Genomic DNA, 21304 nt, shown 5'->3' with positions numbered 1-21304 from the left:
TTACTTCTTCAATATCGTATTCGCAGTCTGGATCCAGGCCTGGGGTCCACCGGCAACATAACCCGTGCTTCCTAATTTTTCAAAAGAAATCTGGTCATTGGGCTTTGATGGCGTTACCAGCCACACTGTCGGATACCCACGAATCCCGAACATTTGTCCAAGATCGTTATTTTGTTTTGTAAGGTCTGCGGAAAGTTGTTTTCTTCTGGGAAAATCCAATTCGACCAAAACCACATTTTCGTTAGCCCATTTGGTGAAATCTGCGGTTTGGAAAACCTCCTTCTGCAATCTCATACACCATCCGCACCAGTCGCTGCCGGTAAAAAAGAACATCAGCGGTTTTTTGCTTTTCATTGAAACCTCCGAAGCTTCTTTCACATCGGTATACCATTTTAACTCCTGTGCTTTTGCAGTGACCGTGAACAATACGAGTACTGCGAGTATTGCTAATTTTTTCATATTTAAATTTTATAATCCTGTTAATAATTCCTGTACGGCCAAAAATAATCTTTTCCTATCTTATTTCACGCCCTGCATTAATTTTTTAATCAGCGGTATGGAAACAATCAGGATGACACCGGCGACCAACGAGTAAATCGCCAATTGGTAATATCCTTCTGTATAAGACTGCAACTTGGTCATCAATGAAGCGCCTTCATTGGATTTTGAAATTTCGGCGCCGAGTTTTCCTGCAGCCAATTGTCCAAACGCACTCGCCAAGAACCACAATCCCATCATCATCCCAAACAGTCTTTTCGGGGATAACTTTGTGATAATGGACATCCCGATGGGCCCGAGGCAAAGTTCCCCGATGGTCGTCACGAAATATGCCAGCGTGAAAACGTTCAAAGATGTGATGCCGTCTACATTGGCAAAAAATTTCGTGTAATAAAACAGGAAAAATGATGCAGACAGAAATAAGAATCCGATTCCGAATTTCAGTAACGTGTTAGGTTCGATTTTCTTTTTTGCCATCCAAAGCCAGATTAATCCGATAATTGGACTTAAAATAATTACAAAAAGTGTGTTGGAACTATTGTTTACAATATTTGGATCTATTGACAAACCGAGCAAATTGTGGTTAAGGTTGTCTTTTGCAAATAACGACAAGGATCCGCCGCTTTGCTCATAAATCGCATTGAATAAAAAGTAAAAAAAGATGAATAAGAACGCAGCAATCATTTTTTTCTTCATGCTGATTTCAGGCAGTTTTACGACCTCGAAAAGAAAATATCCAATCGCAATGGTACCTATTGTATACATGAAATAATCCGTGTAATCGGTGTTCCTTACCATCAAGAAAATTAACGGAATGCTTACTATCGAACCCACATAAACTGCGACTTCGCGTAATTTCCTTTTTGAAGGCGACAGATTTAAAAGCGGGGAATCTCCTATAGGCCCCAGATATTTTTTGGTAAACAGGAACGTCAATAACCCCAAAGCCATGACAATCGCTGCTGCAAGGAAACACCAGCTCCAGGAATAATATTTCCCCAAATACACGCACAAAGCGCCACCGAAAAGTCCGCCTACATTGATACCTGCATAAAACATACCGTAACCAGCATCCCTTCTGTTGTCCTTTTCATGGTATAGCTCACCCACCATCGACGAGATATTCGGTTTAAAAAAACCAGTCCCTATGATGGAAAAAGCGATACCATAATAAAACATATCCTGTGGTGAAAATGCAATCAACAGGTTCCCGAGGATCATCACGATTCCTCCGAAGAACAATGATTTTTTAAAACCCAGAATCTTATCGGCAAAAATACCTCCAATGAAAGTAAATGCATACACAAAAGCCTGTATCGCACCATATTGCAGGTTGGCTTGGGCGTCTTTGAGAAAGAGTACATCGACCATAAAAACGGTAAGTACGCCGCGCATCCCATAAAAACAGAAACGTTCCCACATTTCCACGATAAACAAATACCAAAGCTGTTTCGGGTATTTCCCTTTGAAATTCTGTATTTGTTCGATTGTCAAATTTTGTTCCATTATTTAATTCCTTTTTCGGTCATTACACTGTTTAATTGTCTCAAAAGCACGAACAGCAGCGTGGCAAATAGCAGCAGGGCAAAATTCACCCAGAAGAAATGGCTTTTGTCCTCATAAGTATCCCACATGCTGGCCAATACGCCGCTTAATTTATTTCCTATTGATGTTGATAAAAACCAGCCGCCCATCATCAGTGACGTGATATTCGTCGGGCTCAATTTGGACACTATCGAAAGCCCCATCGGACTTAAGAACAATTCCCCGATGGTGATGATGCCGTAATTCGCAACGAGCCACCAGACACTGACTTTCTCAGCGCCGTTATTTCCAGCCTTTACCGCAGCAACCATCACTAATACCGACAATGCAGAAATCAGCAATCCAAATGCGATTTTGGTAGGCGTTGAAGGCTCTTTCCTGCGGTTTCGCAAAAAGGTAAAAAATGCCACTACCAAAGGCGTCAGCATAATCACCCAACCCGGATTGATGGATTGGCTCAAATTTGCAGACCAGGTGAAGACTTTACCGCCCTCTTCAGGCAATTTATCCTTGTGGACATTCCTGAAATATAACGGATAATCGACTGTCTTGATTACTTCGCCATCCTTTTTCTGGATCCGAAACACTTCATCATATAACGGTACCGAATCTTTTTTGTAGGTCAAGGTATCTGTAAGCACCAGCCTGGATGCTACCCGCTGCGAAGTTCCCGTCAATTCCCTGTCAGTGTATTTATCGCCCCAATTGTTGAGCGCCGAGCCGTTCAATTTAAACACCGCCCAAAACAAAATTACCACACCAAAAATGGCAAGTAAAGCACCAATCGGGCGTTTGTCTTCCACTTTGGCCTTGAAATACAAACTGGCGTAAAACAACACTACGGGAATACAGGCAAAAATAAAAGCATCCGTACTGTCTGAACCAAATAAAGCGGAATCAGGATTTGCATCAGATTGCACGCCTTTCAGCAGCCATCCGATAACACCAAAAACAACGGACGGCAACAGGATGAACAATACGATTTTATAAAATGGCATGTCGCCCGGCTGCACGCCTTTTTTTTCTGCCTTATTTCCATAATATTTGCTGCCGAGCATAAAAACCAAAACGCCAATAAACATTCCGACACCGGCAGCCATAAAGGCATACTGCCATCCGAAAAGGATTTTCAGCGCGGCACCGAAGAAATTACAGATGAACGCCCCGACATTGATTCCCATGTAGAAAATGTTGTAGCCTTCGTCTTTTTTGTCCTTATATTTTTCTTCGTTGTAGAAATTACCGAGCAGTGTGGAGATATTCGGCTTAAAAAAACCATTCCCGACAATCACCAAAGTCATCGCAACATACAGCATCTGCAGGGAATGGATTCCCATCATAAAATATCCCACACCCATCATCAACCCACCAATAATGATGGATTTTTTGTACCCCAGGTAACGGTCGGCAACGAGCCCTCCGATAAATGGTGTCAGGAAAACCAGTGCGATGAAGGTCCCGTATAAGTCGGAAGCCTCTTTTTCAGTCATGGAAAAACCGGCTTCTACATCTTTGAGATACAGCGTGAAGATTCCTATCATCAGGTAATATCCAAAACGTTCCCACATTTCGGATAAAAACAGATATGGCAAGGCTTTAGGATGGCTTTTCCACATAATTTATAAATTGAAAATAAACCTGCAAACACAAAAAATGAATTGCAGGTTTTATATAAAAATACTATCAATTACATAACGGAATCGGAAACTCCTTCGATATGATCATTATGCATGCGCTTTTCCAACCAGGAACTCAGTGCAAACAATATCGCCGCAGCGGCTCCGGACATGATGATAAACACAATAAAGAATTCATAAAGGTTGGTAATTTGAAATCCCAGGAAATGAGTTGCACCACCTGTTCCGTCTTCTCCGCCAGGAATCAGTGCGCTTAATGTTCCAGCGAACTTATTGGCTGCGGCGTTGGCTAAGAACCAGGTTCCCATCATCAATGAAGACAAACGCAAAGGCGCCAGTTTTGAAACCATTGATAATCCGATTGGCGACAAACATAGCTCTCCTATACTGTGAATTACATATAAACCGAATAACCACCACATTGATACCTTGTCTCCTATTCCTAAACCTTTTACTGCAATTGCAATCACAACATATCCCAATGCAACCATTCCTAATCCTATTGCCATTTTTTTAGGTGATGATGGTTCCAGTTTTCTTGCATATAAAAACCCCCAAACAATTGTCATGAGTGGCGCAAGTACAATTACCGCCAATGGGTTTACCGATTGGAAATATGACGCAGGCATTTCCCAGCCAAAGAGTGTCCTCTCCGTTTGCCTGTCAGCAAAAAGCGTTAACGATGCACCGGCCTGTTCAAAAGCTCCCCAAAAGAAAATAACAAAAAATGCCAGAATAAAAATAACCGTAATCCTTTGTGTTTCAATTTTTGACAAACTCTTATCACTAAAAATAAGGACAGGCATTAAAACCATCGCACCATAGATAAAGTAGCTGATGATATCCAGATCGCTTTTGAACATTTGCTTAAAATTCAGCATAAAAAAGATAATAGCAATCGATCCAATTATCATCCCGATACTTTTAGCATCCAGTTTTTTGACCGGTAAACCGATATGCTTTCCTTCTTCAGAGATAAGATATTTCTTTTTGCCAATCACAAATGCAAGCAATCCAATCAGCATACCGACTCCTGCCGCAAGGAATCCCCACTTAAAATCCATAGATCCGCAAACCAATGGTGAAAAGAAGGCACCCAGATTGATACCCATGTAAAAAATCGTAAATGCGCTATCAATTCGACGGTCGTTGGCTGGATATAGTTGACCAACCATCGTAGAAATATTTGGCTTAAAAAATCCATTTCCTATTATTATCGCTGTCAATCCCATCCACATCAAAGACACTCCCCCGTTGGTTCCGGCAGACGCACTAAAAAACATGAAAAACTGCCCAATAGCCATTAAAAGGCCGCCAATCACAATACTTCTCCTGTTACCTAAAAATTTATCACACAAATACCCCCCAAGAAGCGGAGTTAAATATACCAATCCAGTATAGCTCCCATAAATTTCAGAAGCATCGGCATCTTTCATTAATAATACTTTCGTCATAAAAAGAATAAAGATTGCCCTCATTCCGTAGTAGCTGAAACGCTCCCACATTTCCGTAAAGAATAAAAAGTATAATCCTTTTGGATGTCCTGATTTTACTGCTGGTTCACTCATGTTATATAAATTTTGGTGTTGGTTGATTATAAATTCTCTTTAATGAAATTGGTCATTTTATTGTAAAGCTGGATCCTGGTGTAACCGCCATAAATCCCGTGGTTCTTATCAGGATAAATCGCCCAGTCGAACTGCTTGTTGGCATTTACAAGCGCATCGATCAGACGCATCGAATTCTGCACATGCACGTTGTCATCGCCTGAACCGTGGATCAACAGGAATTTCCCCTGAAGTTTTTTCGCAAAGGTCAGCGGGGAATTGTCGTCATATCCTGCCGCATTTTCCTGTGGCGTCTGCATGTATCTTTCGGTGTAAATGCTGTCGTAAAACCGCCAGCTCGTCACCGGAGCCACAGCAATGGCCATCTTGAAGGTATTGCCACCTTTCAGGATGCAGTTGGACGACATAAATCCGCCGAAAGACCAGCCAAAAATACCCATCCTGTCTTTATCAACATAATTGTATCCGCCGATGACTTTCGCAGCATCAATCTGATCCTCCAGTTCATATTTGCCCAATTGCTTTTGTGTCACTTTCTTGAATTCCGCACCCCGGAAACCGGTCCCGCGGCCGTCGACACAAGCCACAACATAACCCATCTGGGTGAGCATCATAAACCAGTAATCATCATTAGCGTGCCATTCGTTATTGACCTGCTGTGAACCCGGGCCTGAGTATTGGTACATGAAAACCGGGTATTTTTTCGTCGCATCAAAATCCTTTGGCTTGATAATCCAGGCATTGAGTTCGTTGCCTTTTTCAGTCTTTAGCATAAAAAATTCCTTCAGCGGCAAATCGTATTTTTTAAGTTTTTCGGACAACGCTTCGTTGCTGACAATCGTCTTGATGGTATTTCCGGTTTTGGAATCATTCAACGTATACGTCGGCGGCACCGTCGCACTGGAAAACGAATTGATGAAATATTGGAAATTCGGGCTGAAAGTACCCGCGTTCGTCCCTGTTGCAGGCGACAGGCGCTTCTTATTCTTACCATCAAGCCCGATCCTGTAAACGTCCCGGTTGATCGAACCATTTTCTGTAGATTGATAAAACACCGTTTTAGATTTTTCATCCAGGCCATAATATGCGGTGACTTCCCAGTTTCCTTTCGTGAGCTGGTTGATGAGTTTCCCACTTTTGCTGTAAAGGTAAATATGGTTGAAACCGTCTTTTTCACTGGTCCAGATAAAGCTGTTGTCCTTCAGGAACGTCAGGTTATCCGTAATATCGATATATGCCTTGTCTTTTTCATTCAGGATGACAGTCGGTTTTCCGGTTGTCCCATCTACAAAAATCAGGTCCAGGTTGTCCTGGTGGCGATTGATGACCTGCACGCTGAGGAGGTTTGCGTCGTTGGTCCACTTGATCCTCGGAATGTAGAAATCATTGTAATTTCCAAGTTTGACTTCCGAATCGGCATTGGTTTTCAAATCGATTAAATGCAATGAGACCTCCGAGTTTTTCTCACCCGCTTTTGGGTATTTAAACGTTTCTACAGACGGGTATAAATCCTGTCCATACCTATTCATCGAAAATTCCGGCACCTGGCTTTCATCAAAACGGATGTAAGCGATTTTGCTGCCGTCAGCGCTCCAGTCGAACGCCCGAACGAATGCAAATTCCTCTTCATAAACCCAATCGGTGATGCCGTTGATGACGGCATTTTTTTTACCGTCAAAAGTCAACTGCGTCGTTTTTGCAGAAGCGAGATCGTACACATAAAGGTTATTTTCTTTTGCAAAAGCGACTTTCTTACCGTCAGGCGAAAAAACAGGTTCTTGTACCTGCTCGGCCATTTTGGTCAGTTTTTTTGAAGCGATATCATAAATGAAAAAATCAGCCGTAAATGAATGCCTGAAAATTTGATTTGAATTATTGGCAATCAGCAGCATTTTCTCATCACTGCTGAAAGTATAACTGTCGATGCCGTTTGCCAATTCTGCAAAATCTCTGTTATCAACCAGCGTGCTTACTTTTTCCAGCGTAGCAAAATCATATAAGTCGATTTGCATACTCCGCGTCGCACGTGAAGCATTCAGCACAGTATATTGGTTGGTGTTTTTAAGTGACTGGAGTTCATCCATCCCTTTGGGCCTGAAGGCACCCATATAAATTTCATCAATACTGATTTTTTGTTGGGCCGAAACCGAAAAAGCTGTAAAAACCAGCAACGCAATAATCCTGTATAATTTCATTGGCTTAACTGAATATAAAAACCGTCAATTTTAGTGAAAAAATTACAATAAACGACATTTTTTTCTGTTAAATGCAATTTTACGCCCATCGCGTTTGTGATATTTGTCAAAACAGGCTGAGCTGCCCGCCTTTATATTGCTCATACAAAGCCGTATTGAGTTTCGGGAATTGCTTCCCGGCGAAAAACTTACGCCGCGCCATGCCCATCTGCGAGCGGATCATTTCAGCAAATTCCCCGTCGCCACGCATGCGTTCTCCCCAACGGCTGTCGTTTAAATTCCCGTTATGGCAGGCTTTGATCTGGTTCAGCACCTTTTCCGCGCGGTCCGGCATCGCTTTTTGGATCCAATCCGTAAAAATTTCGCCTATCGCACCATTCAGCCGTACCACGGTATGCGCGATCGACAGGGCACCTGCATCTGAGGCGGCTTTCGCCAAAGGCAGAATCTCGTGGCTGTTGATTCCCGGGATAATCGGCGCGAGCATTACATTTACCGGAACGCCGTTTTCCGAAAGCAATTTTACCGTATCGAGACGTTTTGCGATTGTCGCCGTGCGCGGTTCAAGCAATTGCCTTGTCTTTTCATTCAGGGAAGTGATGGACACATTGACGCCGATGAGATTTTCCTTTGCCAGTGCTGACACGATATCCATATCCCTTGCAATGAGGGCGTTTTTAGTGATAATCGCCACCGGATGCCTGTATTTCAGGAACACTTCAAGGCACTGCCTCGTAATCCGGAATTTTTTTTCAGCCGGCTGGTAGCAATCGGTATTGCCTGACATGACAATGGGATGCGCTTTCCAGTTCTTGCTTTTGAGTTTTTCCTCGAGTAAGACAGGTGCATTTTTCTTGACCAGGATTTTCCTTTCAAAATCAAGTCCGGCGCTATAACCCCAATATTCATGGCTGTTGCGCGCATAACAGTAAATGCATCCGTGTTCACAGCCCTGATAGGCATTCATCGAGAATTCCATCCCCACATCCGGGCTTTCGACTTTGTTTACAATGGTTTTCGGGAACACTTCGAGGTAATGCGTCCGGTTGTCATCAGGCTTGTCGCCTTCTGCTTCACAATAATTCAGGAAATCGTCGAGCATGTCATAAGATTCCGCGAAAAAGCGGTTGTGCACATTTTTTTGCGCACCCCTTCCCTTTATATATTGGCTTTCCTCCTGCATAGCTTTTTTTCTAAAAATACGCCTGAAAGCTTCACCGCAAAAATCCTCCATGTTAAAAATCAGTGGCTGTTGATAAATTTGGCGTGGCTTTTTTCCGTCATTCCCGAACCGATTCTTCATAGCAAAAAAGCACTGTTTTTTATCTGGTGAAAAGTTATCTTTGCAACGAATTCAATATGATACTGATGAACGAGGCCATTTCAGGATTTTCGAAATTATCCAAAGCGGAAAAAATCAAGCTGATTGCTAAACATTATTTTACTGATGCCGGTTCGGCGGAAAATTTGGTAAAATCCTATTGGAATTCCGACGAAAAACTCCAGCAACTCCACGATGAGTTTATTGAAAATACGATTTCCAATTTTTACCTGCCGTTGGGCATCGCCCCGAATTTCCTGATTAACGGAAAATTCCACACGGTCCCGATGGCTACTGAGGAAAGTTCCGTGGTTGCTGCGGCCGCCAAAGCTGCTAAATTCTGGTCAACACGCGGCGGTTTCAAAACGACAGTGATCAATACCGAGAAAATCGGGCAGGTGCATTTTATGTTTAAAGGCGCAAAAGACAAACTTCAGTCTTTCTTCAATATGATCAAGCCTGATTTTTTCGCTGAAACGCAAAGCATCACCAAAAACATGCAACAACGTGGCGGCGGGATCCTGGACATCGAACTTCGAGATAAAACCGATTTGATTGACCATTACTACCAGCTTCATGCCACTTTTGAAACCAAAGATTCGATGGGCGCGAATTTCATCAATTCCTGCCTCGAACAGTTTGCACAAACGCTGAAGGAGAAAGCAAACGAACATGATGGCTTTTCCGAAACTGAAAAAGAGGTCAGGGTCGTAATGAGTATTTTATCAAATTATGTCCCGAATTGCATCGTAAAAGCTGAAGTTTCCTGCGCTGTTAGCGATTTGCAGGAAAAAAACATTGAAAACCCACAGCTGTTTGCAGAAAATTTCGTGCAGGCGGTGACCATAGCGAAAGTCGAGCCATTCCGGGCTGTCACACACAATAAAGGCATCATGAACGGCGTGGATTCAGTCGTTGTGGCTACAGGAAATGATTTCCGTGCAGTGGAAGCCGGAGTGCATGCTTATGCTGCGAGGAATGGGCGTTATACGAGTCTTTCCGATGCGAGGATTGAAAACGGAAATTTTCATTTTTCGCTGGACATCCCGTTGGCTTTAGGAACCGTTGGCGGATTGACGACTTTGCATCCACTGGTGAAATTTTGCCATCAATTGCTTGGAAAGCCGTCGGCGCAGGAATTGATGCAGATCACTGCAGCAGTGGGCCTGGCACAGAATTTTGCTGCCTTACGCTCTTTAACCACAACCGGGATCCAGCAGGGCCATATGAAAATGCACCTGAACAACATCATCAATCAATTTGAGGTTTCGGCTGAAGAAAGGGATATCATTACGAAATATTTCAAGCAGCATGCCGTTTCCCATTCGGCGGTGGTGGATTTCATCAAAAATTTAAAAACCAATTAATTGTCGCAGCGTTTTTACAGTAATGGAAAGTTGATGCTCACAGGCGAATACCTGGTGCTTGATGGCGCTATGGCTTTGGCTTTGCCGACAAAATTCGGGCAGGATCTTGTTATTAAAGAAGCCTCTGATAAAAAAATATATTGGAAAAGCCATGATGCCGATGGGTCGGTTTGGTTTGAAGATGTGATTGGGTTTGACGTTATTTCTGATACAGGTTACAAAGAGAAAAGTGATTCCATTCGAAACACGCTGATTGAGATTTTGCACGAATCGTATTTACTGAACCCTACCTTCATTGATAATGCTGACGGATACAAAATCACTACAAACCTTACTTTTTCAAAGAAATGGGGACTGGGTACCTCGTCAACATTGATCAATAATATTGCACAATGGCTTAGTATTGATGCTTTTGCCCTGCTCCAGAACAGTTTTGGCGGGAGCGGTTATGATATTGCCTGCGCACAAAACAACCAGCCGGTATTGTATCGCCTTGAAAACGGAAACCCGATTGTTGAGGCTGTTGATTTCAGGCCAGAATTCATCTCAAATCTGTATTTTGTTTACCTGAATAAAAAGCAAAGCAGCAAAGCAGCCATCAATTCATATTACAGGCATCGCGATGACATCACTAAAAATGTTTCGGCTGTAAATAAAATTACTGCTGCGATACGGCAGACAACATCGCTGGGTGATTTTGCCCGGCAGCTCGAAAAACACGAAGCCATTATGAGCGATGTGCTTCATATGGTAACGGTAAAGGAACATCTTTTTCCGGATTTCAACGGCACTATCAAAAGCCTCGGTGCCTGGGGCGGGGATTTTATACTGGTCATTTCAAAAAACGATCCCACGCCATATTTTATTGACAAAGGATATGATACAATCATCCCATATTCTGATATGATATTATAAAATGAAAAAGCCGGCTTTAAAAAACCGGCTTTTCTTATCATGTGATATTATCTTAGTAGAACAAACTTCTGTTGTCTTCGATTTCAGCATCCTTCTTCAATGAAGCAGAGATACGCTGCATGGTGTTTCCGTTATTCACTTTCAGTTTTGCTACATAATCTTTATAAGATTGGATTGCCGGAGCTTTAGTGTAAGCAGTCGTTTTCACCACATACACGCCTGACATCCCTTCAATCGGGGCAGACAGTTTGTTAGCCGGAGTAACCATCGCAGTAGCCACAACCCTTTGCTCTAAACCAACACCTTCAAGGCTTGCCGTTTCTAAAGTACGATCCGCAACGGTCTGCACTTTCGTAGCATTTGCAGCTGCAATAGCTTCCAGCGAACCACCTTTCATTTTTGCTTTGATCAAAGCCGTTTTCTTTTGGTTTTTCAGTTTCAACTCAATCATTGGCCTGGCTTCATCCAAAGGAAGTAATCCTTCTTCATTCACTTTTTTCAGCCTAACGATCACGTGTCCTGTATTGGTTACTTCGAAACGCTCCACAGCGCCTACTTTAGTATCCTTGTTGAAAGCCCATTTCACGATTTGCCTCTGGTTTGCGATAGCACCCAGGTTTTCGTCCATAGCCCTCACTTTAACCGATGGATTGATCGTAAGTTTAGCTGCTTTCGCTACCTGGTCAAAAGATTTATCCTTAGCCTCCATCTGGAATTTCACCGCTTTGTTGTAAACGGTATTTACAGTTTCTGCAGAAGGCTCAATTTTTTTAGAGATGGTAGCCAAACGTACACCATCCTGCTTATCGGTCACTTTAATAATATGGTATCCGAATTCCGTTTCAACCAGTCCTAATTTCCCGATCGGGTTTGCAAAAATATAATCTGCGAATTTCTTGGTAAGGTTGTTGGCACCTTTTGAGAAATAACCCAAATCACCACCTTGCTGTTTTGAAGAATCGTCTGAATTCTGCATGGCAAGCATGAAGAACATTTCAGGTTTTGCATTGGCCTCTGCCAAAAGCTCGTTGGCCTTTGCAGCTGCTTCTTCTTTGGAACGCGTTACAGTCGGAGCAGCACGCATGGCTCCTTTATAAGACAATAAGATGTGGCTGGCCTTTACATTCGCTCCTGCTTCACGTCCCATTGATTTTGACAACCAATAGCCGTTGTTATAAATATATGGACCGAAAACCTGACCTGTCGGAAGGTTATACAACTGCTCAGAAAACTGTGCAGGAAGGTCTTTTTTAGCAATGTAGGTTGAATCGTAAGGCGTGTCAGAGTTTGAATTCACGAATTCAGCCACGTTGGTTGCGTTTGCAAAACTAGGGATGGTATCATTCTTCCCGTTTACATATTCTACCCTTGGAGCCATTAAGGCATCCATTTTGGCTTTGATCGCGTCTTCATCGGTTTTTGATGCTTTGTCTTCGAAAATCACATAATCCAATTCACGGTTTTCTTCAGACTTATACCTTTTCTCGTCTTTCCTCATGTAAGCGATGATCTCGTCGTCAGACACTTTCACATCGCTATCCTTGATGGTAGAGAACAAAACAGAAACATAATCGAAGCTTACTTTATCAGCCTCCATTTTGTATTTCATCTTGCCTTCAAGCGCCGTGGTATAAGCACCGGCCCTTAACAACGTATTGTAGATTTGCTTTTTTGCGTTTTCAGCAGCATCCTTTTTCGATTCGGTCACGAAGTTTTTCGCCTCCACGCCCTGCGAAGCAATGGCATCGAATTTAGCTATGTCAAAAACTCCTGTCGCTCCTAAAAACATTGGATTTTGCCCGATTTGAGGATTTTGTTTCAGGATGTCAATGATTTGATCATCACCTACTTCAAGACCCAGCTTGTCAAATTCGGCATCAAGCAGCGTGTTATTCACTTCATACTCCCAAACATAATTTACTGCCTGGCTCTGGGTTGCGCCCTGAGAACTTTTCGTAACATTTTCTACTTTGGTCTTGAACTCATCCATTGGAAGGTCGTGCCCGTTTACGCTTCCGATATTGTTAGCGCTTCTTGAAAACAAGTTACTTTGTACAAGATCTCCAATTATAAATGCAAAGAGACAAAAGCCGATAACCGCTATCAACAATATCGAACGTTGCCTGATTTTTGATAAAACTGCCATTTCTATTCTGTTATTTTTTTAATTCAGTTTGCGAAAATACAATTATATGTCAAATAATTGTGCTCCACCAAAATATTTTCGACAAAAAAGTGGTTTTTTTTTCAGCTTACTCCCTGACAGTCATTTTTACAAGCTCGATTTTTTTCTCCGTTGCCGCTTCAATAAGGAAATGGAAGTGCCCGATCTGGATGTTTTCACCCTTTTGGGGAATCTCTTTGGTATGGTTTACGATGAATCCGCCGAGTGTACTATAGGAATCGCTTTCCGGGATATCGAGTTTATAACTTTGATTGATATATTCAACATCAAACCTTGTTGAAAAGAGGAAGACACCAGGCTCGAGCTCCTTTTCAATCAGGCTGTCATCAGCATCATGCTCGTCCTCGATCTCGCCGAAAAGCTCCTCGACAATGTCTTCAATGGTCAGCATGCCCGAAGTACCGCCATATTCATCAAGGACCACGGCAACGTTTTTGCGTTTCTTCGTCAGAAGCGCCATCACGTCCTTAATCAGCATCGTTTCCGGAACGAATTCTACCGCAATCATGACCGACTTGATGCTTTTCGGCTTCTTAAACAATTCGAAAGAATGGATGTAACCTACAATGTCATCAAGCGAATTCTGGTAAACAAGTACTTTTGAATACCCTGTTTCAATAAAAAGCGCTTTAAGTTCGGCTACCGAATCATGGATTTCAACGGCAGCGATTTCGGTACGCGGGTTCATGATTTCACGCGCTTTTACGCCTGAAAACTCCAGTGCATTCTGGAAAATCTGTATTTCTGAATCCACTTCAGCATCGTCTTCTACGGCGCTCATCTGTTCCGAAATATAATTCCCAAGCTCAACCTTACTGAAAAGCAATTGCTCCTGGTCGCCGCCGGAATGGAAAACTTTCCTTAAGATCATATCCGAAATCCACATAATGAACGTCGAAATGAAATAAAAAATCCTGTAGAAAAAATAAGCTGGAATGGCAAAAAACTTAATCAGGCTATTGGCATATACCTGAAAAAAAACCTTGGGCAGGAACTCGGATGTGATCAATATAATAAAGGTAGAAATCACCGTTTGCAGCAACAATCCTGAAAATCCTTTCGCAAGGCCACCGTAACCCGTCAGCCAGCCCATCACGACGCTTCCCATATAAAAACCATACACCACCAGCGCAATGTTGTTGCCGATGAGCATAGACGCGATGAACATGGAAGGTTTTTCAGTAAGTTTTGAAAGGGTCCGCGAAACGAAAGTATCCTGCATCTTTTCAATACCCAGGTATACTTTATTTGACGAGATGAAGGCAATTTCCATGCCTGAAAAGAAAGCCGAAAGCACTAAGCACAATATGATAATAATGCCTGCTCCCATGGATTAAGGTTTGCGGTTGCGCGCGTCCATCCTTTTGATGAACCACAGCCTGAACCCAAACATGAACAGGCACAAAACGGCGATTCCAAGAAACATATACGCCTGGTCGCGTTCCCCACTCCACGCCATGACACTTTTATAAGCAGCAAACAACGCTACAATAAGATACAGGTACGGGGTATATTTAAAATAATTGTTCATAGTTATAATTTTGTATTGGCGGATTGGTTGATGAGCCCTTTTACCTTCTGGAAGTTAACCCGGGTAAAATCCTTATTGAAATCGATGCCTTCACCTGTGGTCGATCCGCTTTTTGGGTCTGTAAATTTAAAGTTTTTTTCAGTAAAAAACCATTCGTTTTTCTGGTCGAAATACAGTTGTTCGGTCGTGAGTTGCTGGCCGTTTTCAGAAGTGATGCGCACATTCCCGCGCAAATCGATCATATCAGTACCTTTGAAACTCACTGCATAATCTGATTTTATAAAGGTCTTTTTGGCATTTTTGTCAAAAAGCGTCAGGTCGATGCCTTTCGGGAATTCCGTAAACGGGAAACGCACGCTGCTGTAATCGAGCATCCGCTGGCTGGCAAGCACCGCAGTGATTTTTCCTGAATCGGTATATTTAAGGTTGATGGAATCGGCTTCGCCGGTAGGCATAAATTCTGAAAAATAAAACTTCTGTACATCCTTGAAATTGCTTTCGCAACTCCAGAAAAAAGGAATGGCAAAAAAAGACAGCAACAGTGATTGTATTTTCAGTTTACGGGTCATCGGCAAAACCGGGGCGCTCCGGTCGTATTAGTCATATTTCCTCTTCACGAACCATTTGTCGTTCAATGAAAGGCTTAACGTAAAGTTAGTGTAATTTTCCCTTACCAGGCTAGCGGCTTTCGTGCCTTTCCTGCCAAATTCCACGCCAAGGTTAATGTTCGAGAAACTACCATTCCCTACAGGAAAACCGAAACCGGCGGTCACAGCCATATCTTCGATTGATTTTCCGGCAATGATCAGTCCGGTCTTTTCATAACGCAGACCACCGCGGTACGTAACCCTTTTGAAATAACCGTTGTAGGCATTATAATTTGGGATAAAATACCCTCCTAAGGAATATTTCTGGGAATTCTCATAACCTACGTTGCTGATGTCGGTAAAACGGCTGCCTAGGTTTCCGGACTCTCGGAACGTCACTTCAGTTCCAATAAGCCATTTCCTGACCACGCCGAAACCACCTCCAACAGAAAACTTTGCAGGCAGGTTTACAGTAGTATCATCGACATCAACTTGAACTTCGTCAGACCCGGAAGAGTTTAGGCCGGTGACCGTAGCAATTTTACGCTCATTCTGCAACGCCAGCTTGGTTTCAGGCGTAAAAGTAAAGCTTCCGAAAACGTCAAATTTATTATTGACCCTGGACTGGTACATCAAACCTGTATTAAAGGTGACCCCCGAAACATTAGACACATTTTTTTCGCGCGAGCCCAACTGGATGTCAGGCAGGAACTCATAACTCGTAGTGGAAATCTGCCCGAAATTGTATTCAACATTCGCTCCGATATTCCATTTTGAATTCAGACTGTATGCCGTACCGATCGAAGCCTTGTTCACGCCACCGCTTCCTTCAAACCTGCTGCTGGTCTCATTCACGTTTTGAGCAAGCCTTTGTGTACGGTATCCTACGGAAGAATAGGGCAATAATGCTGCCGAAACCGACCATTTGCCGATCGGGATGGCCAATGCCAGGTAATCCACCGAAGTCCTCGATGCCTTACTTTCCTGTGTATTTGTAATGAGTTTGTTGCGGCTGTTTGTTCCGCCTACTGTAAATGTCGTTAGCTTCAGTCCGGCAATTGATGCGGGATTTGAAAGATTCAGGTGGATACTGTCTGAAAATACGGCGACGCCTCCCATAAACCTGTTCTCGGCCGCACCCTTAAAAGTTACATCGCCGATGCCGTAAAAAGAATAAGGGGAAGAAGTTCCTGATTGGGCAGTAATGGCAAGGGAGAAAAGCAATACGATGGTTGCTAAAAGTTTTTTAATCATTCTTGATTGTATTGAAAAATGTGGTTCAGACTTTCAAGCAGAAAATTTGAATTGGCAAATATGGTATTTTTTAATTGTTTAGCCAAAAAATCTGTGTCGCCACCCGTTAAAATTATTGTAAAGTTTGGATACTGCTGCTCATACCGGGCGATAAAACCGTCGATTTCATTGATCACGCCGTTCACTACGCCGGAATGCATGGATTGGTTTGTCGATTTCCCGATGTAATGATCGGGCAATTCCCTTTTCAGCAAGGGTAGTTTCGCTGTATAATGATGCAGGGCTTCATACCGCAGCCTGATCCCTGGGGATATCGCGCCGCCGAGATACTGGTCATCCGCAGCCACGAAATCGTATGTAATGCAGGTTCCAGCATCAACCACAAGCCGGTTTTGTCCGGGAAAAGCCAATACAGCGCCAGCTGAAAGCACCATTCGGTCGATACCGAGCGTCAGTGGTGTTTCATATAAATTGCGAAAAGGGAAAATACTTTCATGGGTAATCAGGGTTACTTTTACACGGTTCTGGAACCAAAAAAAGTCATCCAAAGGCATATTCCTGACCGAAGCAACGACAATATCGGTAATATCTTTATGCACATCAAGAATTTTTGAAACGGATATTTTAAAGTCTTCCATAGGGAAAACAAAATCAGACAGCATCGTATCTTCTTCAAAGACAGCGCCTTTAATTCTGGTGTTTCCCGCATCAATGGTTAAAATCATCACAGCCTTTTTGAGGGTGCGAAGTTACGAATAGATTTTTTTTAATATTTGTTTTGGATAAATTAAAAATCATCCTATATTTGCCCCCGCTAACGCAAGGTACCTTAGCTCAGATGGTAGAGCAATGGACTGAAAATCCATGTGTCCCTGGTTCGATCCCTGGAGGTACCACTTAAACCCTGACATTCGTCGGGGTTTTTTGTTTTTATTTAACTCGTTATTCAAGAAAATATTCCGGATCTACAATCCAAAAACATCAGGAATTTTAAGTTAACGATTTCGTAAAAATCCACCTCAATATATTTTTGCTTTACCTCAATTATTTCCCGGCAGCTTCAAAAAAAGTTTCTTTTACACGATAAAATGAAATCCAATGAAGCTATTTAACCAATTCGCATTGATGGGATTACTGCTCTTAAGCGGTATTTCTTTTGCACAAACCGGCGTCACCGTAACCTATTATGACGGCAATACGCAGGTTTTTAACGTGACCGAAGCAGGCAAACTCTATTTCGAAACCGACAACCTGTACATCAAGTTAAACGGAACGACTGCACCCACCACCATTCCGGTGAACATTATCAGGAAAATAATTTTTTCTGATGCTGCGCTGGGGACCACGACTTTGAGCGAGAATAAAAACAATCTGGCGCTGTACCCAAATCCGGGTGCGGATGTCATCAGCATCAGTTCGGATTCCGGTGAAGACCTTAAGACAAACATTTACTCCACGACAGGACAATTGCTCCTGAAAGGCATTTACAAATCCGGACAGGACATCAATGTTTATGCTCTGCCTGCGGGATTGTACCTCGTTCAGGTAAATGATGTAACGATTAAATTCAGCAAAAAATGAGAAAGATACACTTCATAACACTGCTTGTATTGCTGGCTAATTTTTCATTTGCGCAGCAGAAAATACAGATCCACAATTCCGGCAATACAATGTATGCCAAAGAATTGACTGCCGTAGACAGCATCAAGCTAAACAGTACCTATGCGAAGTTTAAGGTTTCCGGCGAAGCCAATACCCTGAACATCCAGAAAACGCTTATCGACAGCCTGACATTCACATCGAACACTGTCAGCCTTGACAAGATATACATTATATATAATGGTGATGACAACGCGACGATCATCAATCCATATGCAGCTTCAGGCGTATCGATTACGGCGGCGGCGGGAACGGTAACCGTTACGGCAGCATCGGGCATCGACAATCTGGAATACCATCTGCTGGGTTCGTCGGCCAACGGAAGTCTCGAGCTGGCCACCGACAAAGACATCCGTCTTGTATACAACAACCTGACGCTGACCAATCCGACCGGGGCACCAATAAGTATTACAGGCGGGAAGACAACATACATACAGCTTTCCGCAAACACCACGAATGCATTGTCCGATGGCATGGCAAGCAACCGCAACGGGACCATTACGACCGACGGCCCGATCGTCATCGAAAATTCCGGTGCGCTGCATATCAGTGCTTTGAAAAAACACGGTATCAATACCTCAGGAATGATTACCGTGCTTGATGGAACAACGACTGTGTCATCAGCAGCATCTGACGGTTTCCATGCCGAAGGTTTCGCGATGGATGGTGGTACAGTGGCCATTACATCCCTCGCCGATGGCATTGACGCAGGGAACGGCGCGATCAACATCAGCGCAGGAACCATCCATATCACTTCCACTGCCGACGATGTGAAGGCCATCAAAACCGGGAACAACACCATTTCCATCAACGGAGGCAATATCACGATGACGGTTTCCGGGGCACAATCCAAAGGCATCAGCGCCAAAGGCAATATCGATATCAACAATGGAAACATCACCGCAACGCTGTCAGGCATTGCAGTGTTTACTGCCGCAGAAAGCGGTTTCGACCCTTCTTATGCTACGGCTGTGAAATCAAACGCGGCCACCACCATCAACGGCGGTACGTTTAACATTACCGTTACTGCCGCTGCAAACGGAGGAAAAGGTTTTTCTTCGGATGGGGGCATCACGGTTACAGGTGGCGATTTTACAATGAATAATGCCGGGACTGGCGCTACTTACACCAATACTTCAGGCACGATCGAAAGTTATTCGGCTTCATGCTTCAGTACGGATACCGACATTTCGATTACAGGTGGCGTATTCCACCTGAACATTACAGGATCAGGCGGTAAAGGTTTGTCGGCCAACGGAAATATCACCATCGGCAGCATTACAGGAACGCCGGCCATTACGATTGCCAACACCGCATCTCAATTCCTGGTGTCGGGGACGAACAACTCTGCCACAGCAAAATATACAGCGCCGAAATGCATCAAGGCTGACGGCAATGTAACCATCAACAACGGTACACTCACGCTATCGGTAACCAACCAAAACGGCACCTGCATCGATGTCGACAGCATCCTGACTGTAAACGGCGGAAACATCAGCTGTACTGTAGGCGGCAACCAGTCTAAAGGCGTGGCTACCACAGGCGATATGAACCTTAACGGCGGAAATATTACAGTCAACTCCACCGGCGGTGTGGTTTTGGAAACTTCCGGCTCAGGCTATGATCCTTCTTATGCCGCTGCCCTTACATCAGACACCGATGTCAATATTGGAGGCGCCACAGTCACCATTTCAGGAACAGGCGCCGGATTCAAGGGCATTTCCTCAAACGGCAACATCAACATGGCATCAGGAACCGTGCATGTCACTTCAAGTGGGTCCGGAACGATTTACACCGGGATTACAGGCATTACGGATTCCTACAGTTCGGCAGCATGGAGTGCTGATGGCGACATCAATATCACTGGAGGATCAGTGACCACGTCAAATTCCGGTTCCGGCGGAAAAGGACTAAAAGCGGACGGCGCAATTATCATCGGCAGTGCATCAGGCATACCTGTATTAAACATTACGACTACAGGAAGCCGTTTCCAGGTTTCAGGAACCAATTACAACCATCCAAAAACCATCGTTGCCGTAGGCGCTGTGGTGATCAATAACGGGACCAATACCATCACATCGACTGATGACGGCGTGCACTCCGATGCTTCAGTAAGCATCAATGGCGGAAACAACACGATTGTAGCCAATTCGACCGTACAGGCTATGGGCGAAGGTGTCGAGGCACCGATCATTAACTTCACCGGCGGGGTAACGAACATTACCGCTTCCAATGACGGCATCAATGCCACGTACGGAACCGTTTCAGGTGGAACCGAATCGAATGACAACAGCCAGCTGAACATCTCTGGCGGCATTGTCATCGTAGCCGGGAAAGATGCGATCGACAGCAACGGAAACATCACGATTACCGGCGGCACTACGGTAGTTTGCGGCGTGACGAACCAGCCAGAGGAAGGCATCGATTTCAACGGGATATTTAATATGAACGGTGGCTACCTGATTTCGGCGGGATCGAATGCGAATATGACCAAGAATTTCAACAGCACTTCGACACAGCGTACGATGTATTTGAAATCAAACGCGCAGCTTGCAGCCACTTCGATATTGCATATTGAAAATGCCGCAGGAACGGAAATGGTGACTTTCAAACCAAAAAATGGCGTGTATTATTTCCACTTTTCCAGTCCTAATATCGCCGCCAATACCAGCTACAAAGTGTATTTCGGTGGTTCATACACCGGCGGAAGTTTTGTAGGCGCCGCTACCGGCTGGGGATTATACACCGGCGGGACTTATTCGAATGTGGGCGGAACGCTGAAGACGACATTTACGTCATCGGCAAACAGTACTTTGAATACGCAGTCCTTTTAATACGAATCACCTCTATTGCAAACCCCGGGCTACAGTGCCGGGGTTTTTAGTTTTGTCTGGAAAGGCAAAAAGAGTGTTAATGCTTGAATGTAGAAACTCAGTTTTTAAGCATTGCCTGCACAGTACGCACCAAACAAACACATCCCGCTAAAACGCAATTGGGCTTTACGCCCGGACAGCATCTGAAACAGTAAAACTCGCGTTTGCG

General features: G+C 43.7%; 16 protein-coding genes and 1 tRNA gene. 5 read left to right on the top strand and 12 right to left on the bottom strand.

The window, feature by feature from the left end:
- The 6 genes from HYN49_RS05880 to HYN49_RS05855 all read right to left on the bottom strand — a co-directional run bounded on the left by HYN49_RS05880 (position 1) and on the right by HYN49_RS05855 (position 8626).
- Positions 1-459, bottom strand: a complete 459-nt coding sequence (locus HYN49_RS05880; RefSeq protein ID WP_108903254.1) for a thioredoxin family protein — start codon at positions 457-459, stop codon at positions 1-3.
- A 60-nt stretch (positions 460-519) separates the two neighbouring features.
- A complete protein-coding gene (locus HYN49_RS05875) occupies positions 520-2004 on the bottom strand; it encodes a peptide MFS transporter (RefSeq protein WP_108903253.1) in 1485 nt (494 codons plus the stop codon).
- Complete coding sequence (locus tag HYN49_RS05870) at positions 2004-3659, bottom strand: peptide MFS transporter (RefSeq protein WP_108903252.1); 1656 nt, start codon at positions 3657-3659, stop codon at positions 2004-2006. The genes HYN49_RS05875 and HYN49_RS05870 overlap by 1 nt, the downstream gene beginning before the upstream one ends.
- A gap of 71 nt (positions 3660-3730) precedes the next feature.
- Positions 3731-5248: a peptide MFS transporter gene (locus tag HYN49_RS05865; protein ID WP_108903251.1), complete on the bottom strand. Its 1518-nt coding sequence runs from the start codon at positions 5246-5248 to the stop codon at positions 3731-3733.
- Between the two features lie 26 nt (positions 5249-5274).
- Complete coding sequence (locus tag HYN49_RS05860; protein ID WP_108903250.1) at positions 5275-7443, bottom strand: S9 family peptidase; 2169 nt, start codon at positions 7441-7443, stop codon at positions 5275-5277.
- 106 nt (positions 7444-7549) lie between these two features.
- On the bottom strand, positions 7550-8626 hold the full coding sequence (locus HYN49_RS05855) for a PA0069 family radical SAM protein (RefSeq protein ID WP_108904973.1): 1077 nt from the start codon (positions 8624-8626) through the stop codon (positions 7550-7552).
- 185 nt (positions 8627-8811) lie between these two features.
- On the opposite strand from HYN49_RS05855, the gene HYN49_RS05850 reads away from it, so the two are divergent.
- Together HYN49_RS05850 and HYN49_RS05845 are read left to right on the top strand one after the other, a co-directional pair.
- Positions 8812-10131 (top strand): hydroxymethylglutaryl-CoA reductase, degradative, encoded by a 1320-nt coding sequence (locus HYN49_RS05850; protein WP_108903249.1) that lies wholly within the window; start codon positions 8812-8814, stop codon positions 10129-10131.
- Positions 10132-11046, top strand: coding sequence for a GYDIA family GHMP kinase (locus tag HYN49_RS05845; protein ID WP_108903248.1), 915 nt, complete (start codon positions 10132-10134; stop codon positions 11044-11046).
- A gap of 52 nt (positions 11047-11098) precedes the next feature.
- Here HYN49_RS05845 and HYN49_RS05840 read toward each other — a convergent pair whose 3' ends face one another.
- From HYN49_RS05840 to HYN49_RS05815, 6 genes are all read right to left on the bottom strand, one after another.
- Positions 11099-13192: a peptidylprolyl isomerase gene (locus HYN49_RS05840; protein WP_108903247.1), complete on the bottom strand. Its 2094-nt coding sequence runs from the start codon at positions 13190-13192 to the stop codon at positions 11099-11101.
- Between the two features lie 106 nt (positions 13193-13298).
- Entirely contained in the window at positions 13299-14561 is a 1263-nt protein-coding gene (locus tag HYN49_RS05835) for a hemolysin family protein (protein ID WP_108903246.1), read from the bottom strand.
- Positions 14562-14564: 3 nt separating this feature from the next.
- The gene (locus HYN49_RS05830; RefSeq protein ID WP_108903245.1) at positions 14565-14762 is read right to left on the bottom strand and encodes a hypothetical protein; all 198 of its coding nucleotides are present in this window, start codon (positions 14760-14762) and stop codon (positions 14565-14567) included.
- 2 nt (positions 14763-14764) lie between these two features.
- Positions 14765-15331, bottom strand: coding sequence for an LPS export ABC transporter periplasmic protein LptC (gene lptC, locus HYN49_RS05825; RefSeq protein ID WP_108903244.1), 567 nt, complete (start codon positions 15329-15331; stop codon positions 14765-14767).
- Positions 15332-15358: 27 nt separating this feature from the next.
- Complete coding sequence (locus tag HYN49_RS05820) at positions 15359-16603, bottom strand: hypothetical protein (protein ID WP_108903243.1); 1245 nt, start codon at positions 16601-16603, stop codon at positions 15359-15361.
- Complete coding sequence (locus tag HYN49_RS05815; protein WP_108903242.1) at positions 16600-17328, bottom strand: type III pantothenate kinase; 729 nt, start codon at positions 17326-17328, stop codon at positions 16600-16602. Before HYN49_RS05815 ends, HYN49_RS05820 begins: the two co-directional genes overlap by 4 nt.
- A 98-nt stretch (positions 17329-17426) precedes the next feature.
- Here HYN49_RS05815 and HYN49_RS05810 point away from each other — a divergent pair.
- From HYN49_RS05810 to HYN49_RS05800, 3 genes are all read left to right on the top strand, one after another.
- Positions 17427-17499, top strand: a tRNA-Phe gene (locus HYN49_RS05810).
- 202 nt (positions 17500-17701) lie between these two features.
- On the top strand, positions 17702-18184 hold the full coding sequence (locus HYN49_RS05805) for a T9SS type A sorting domain-containing protein (protein WP_108903241.1): 483 nt from the start codon (positions 17702-17704) through the stop codon (positions 18182-18184).
- Entirely contained in the window at positions 18181-21096 is a 2916-nt protein-coding gene (locus HYN49_RS05800; protein WP_108903240.1) for a carbohydrate-binding domain-containing protein, read from the top strand. The genes HYN49_RS05805 and HYN49_RS05800 overlap by 4 nt, the downstream gene beginning before the upstream one ends.
- The last annotated feature ends 208 nt before the right edge of the window (positions 21097-21304 follow it).

The sequence above is a fragment of the Flavobacterium pallidum genome (assembly GCF_003097535.1).
In the GTDB taxonomy this organism is placed as follows: Bacteria; Bacteroidota; Bacteroidia; order Flavobacteriales; family Flavobacteriaceae; genus Flavobacterium; species Flavobacterium pallidum.
This window is presented reverse-complemented; position numbering and strand designations above follow the sequence as displayed.

Bases quoted from the DNA above. Each gene is read 5' to 3' on its own strand.
- HYN49_RS05880 (WP_108903254.1), bottom strand. From the start codon at position 459: ATGAAAAAATTAGCAATACTCGCAGTACTCGTATTGTTCACGGTCACT.
- HYN49_RS05875 (WP_108903253.1), bottom strand. From the start codon at position 2,004: ATGGAACAAAATTTGACAATCGAACAAATACAGAATTTCAAAGGGAAA.
- HYN49_RS05870 (WP_108903252.1), bottom strand. From the start codon at position 3,659: ATGTGGAAAAGCCATCCTAAAGCCTTGCCATATCTGTTTTTATCCGAA.
- HYN49_RS05865 (WP_108903251.1), bottom strand. From the start codon at position 5,248: ATGAGTGAACCAGCAGTAAAATCAGGACATCCAAAAGGATTATACTTT.
- HYN49_RS05860 (WP_108903250.1), bottom strand. From the start codon at position 7,443: ATGAAATTATACAGGATTATTGCGTTGCTGGTTTTTACAGCTTTTTCG.
- HYN49_RS05855 (WP_108904973.1), bottom strand. From the start codon at position 8,626: ATGCAGGAGGAAAGCCAATATATAAAGGGAAGGGGTGCGCAAAAAAAT.
- HYN49_RS05850 (WP_108903249.1), top strand. From the start codon at position 8,812: ATGAACGAGGCCATTTCAGGATTTTCGAAATTATCCAAAGCGGAAAAA.
- HYN49_RS05840 (WP_108903247.1), bottom strand. From the start codon at position 13,192: ATGGCAGTTTTATCAAAAATCAGGCAACGTTCGATATTGTTGATAGCG.
- HYN49_RS05835 (WP_108903246.1), bottom strand. From the start codon at position 14,561: ATGGGAGCAGGCATTATTATCATATTGTGCTTAGTGCTTTCGGCTTTC.
- HYN49_RS05830 (WP_108903245.1), bottom strand. From the start codon at position 14,762: ATGAACAATTATTTTAAATATACCCCGTACCTGTATCTTATTGTAGCG.
- lptC (WP_108903244.1), bottom strand. From the start codon at position 15,331: ATGACCCGTAAACTGAAAATACAATCACTGTTGCTGTCTTTTTTTGCC.
- HYN49_RS05820 (WP_108903243.1), bottom strand. From the start codon at position 16,603: ATGATTAAAAAACTTTTAGCAACCATCGTATTGCTTTTCTCCCTTGCC.
- HYN49_RS05815 (WP_108903242.1), bottom strand. From the start codon at position 17,328: ATGATTTTAACCATTGATGCGGGAAACACCAGAATTAAAGGCGCTGTC.
- HYN49_RS05805 (WP_108903241.1), top strand. From the start codon at position 17,702: ATGAAGCTATTTAACCAATTCGCATTGATGGGATTACTGCTCTTAAGC.
- HYN49_RS05800 (WP_108903240.1), top strand. From the start codon at position 18,181: ATGAGAAAGATACACTTCATAACACTGCTTGTATTGCTGGCTAATTTT.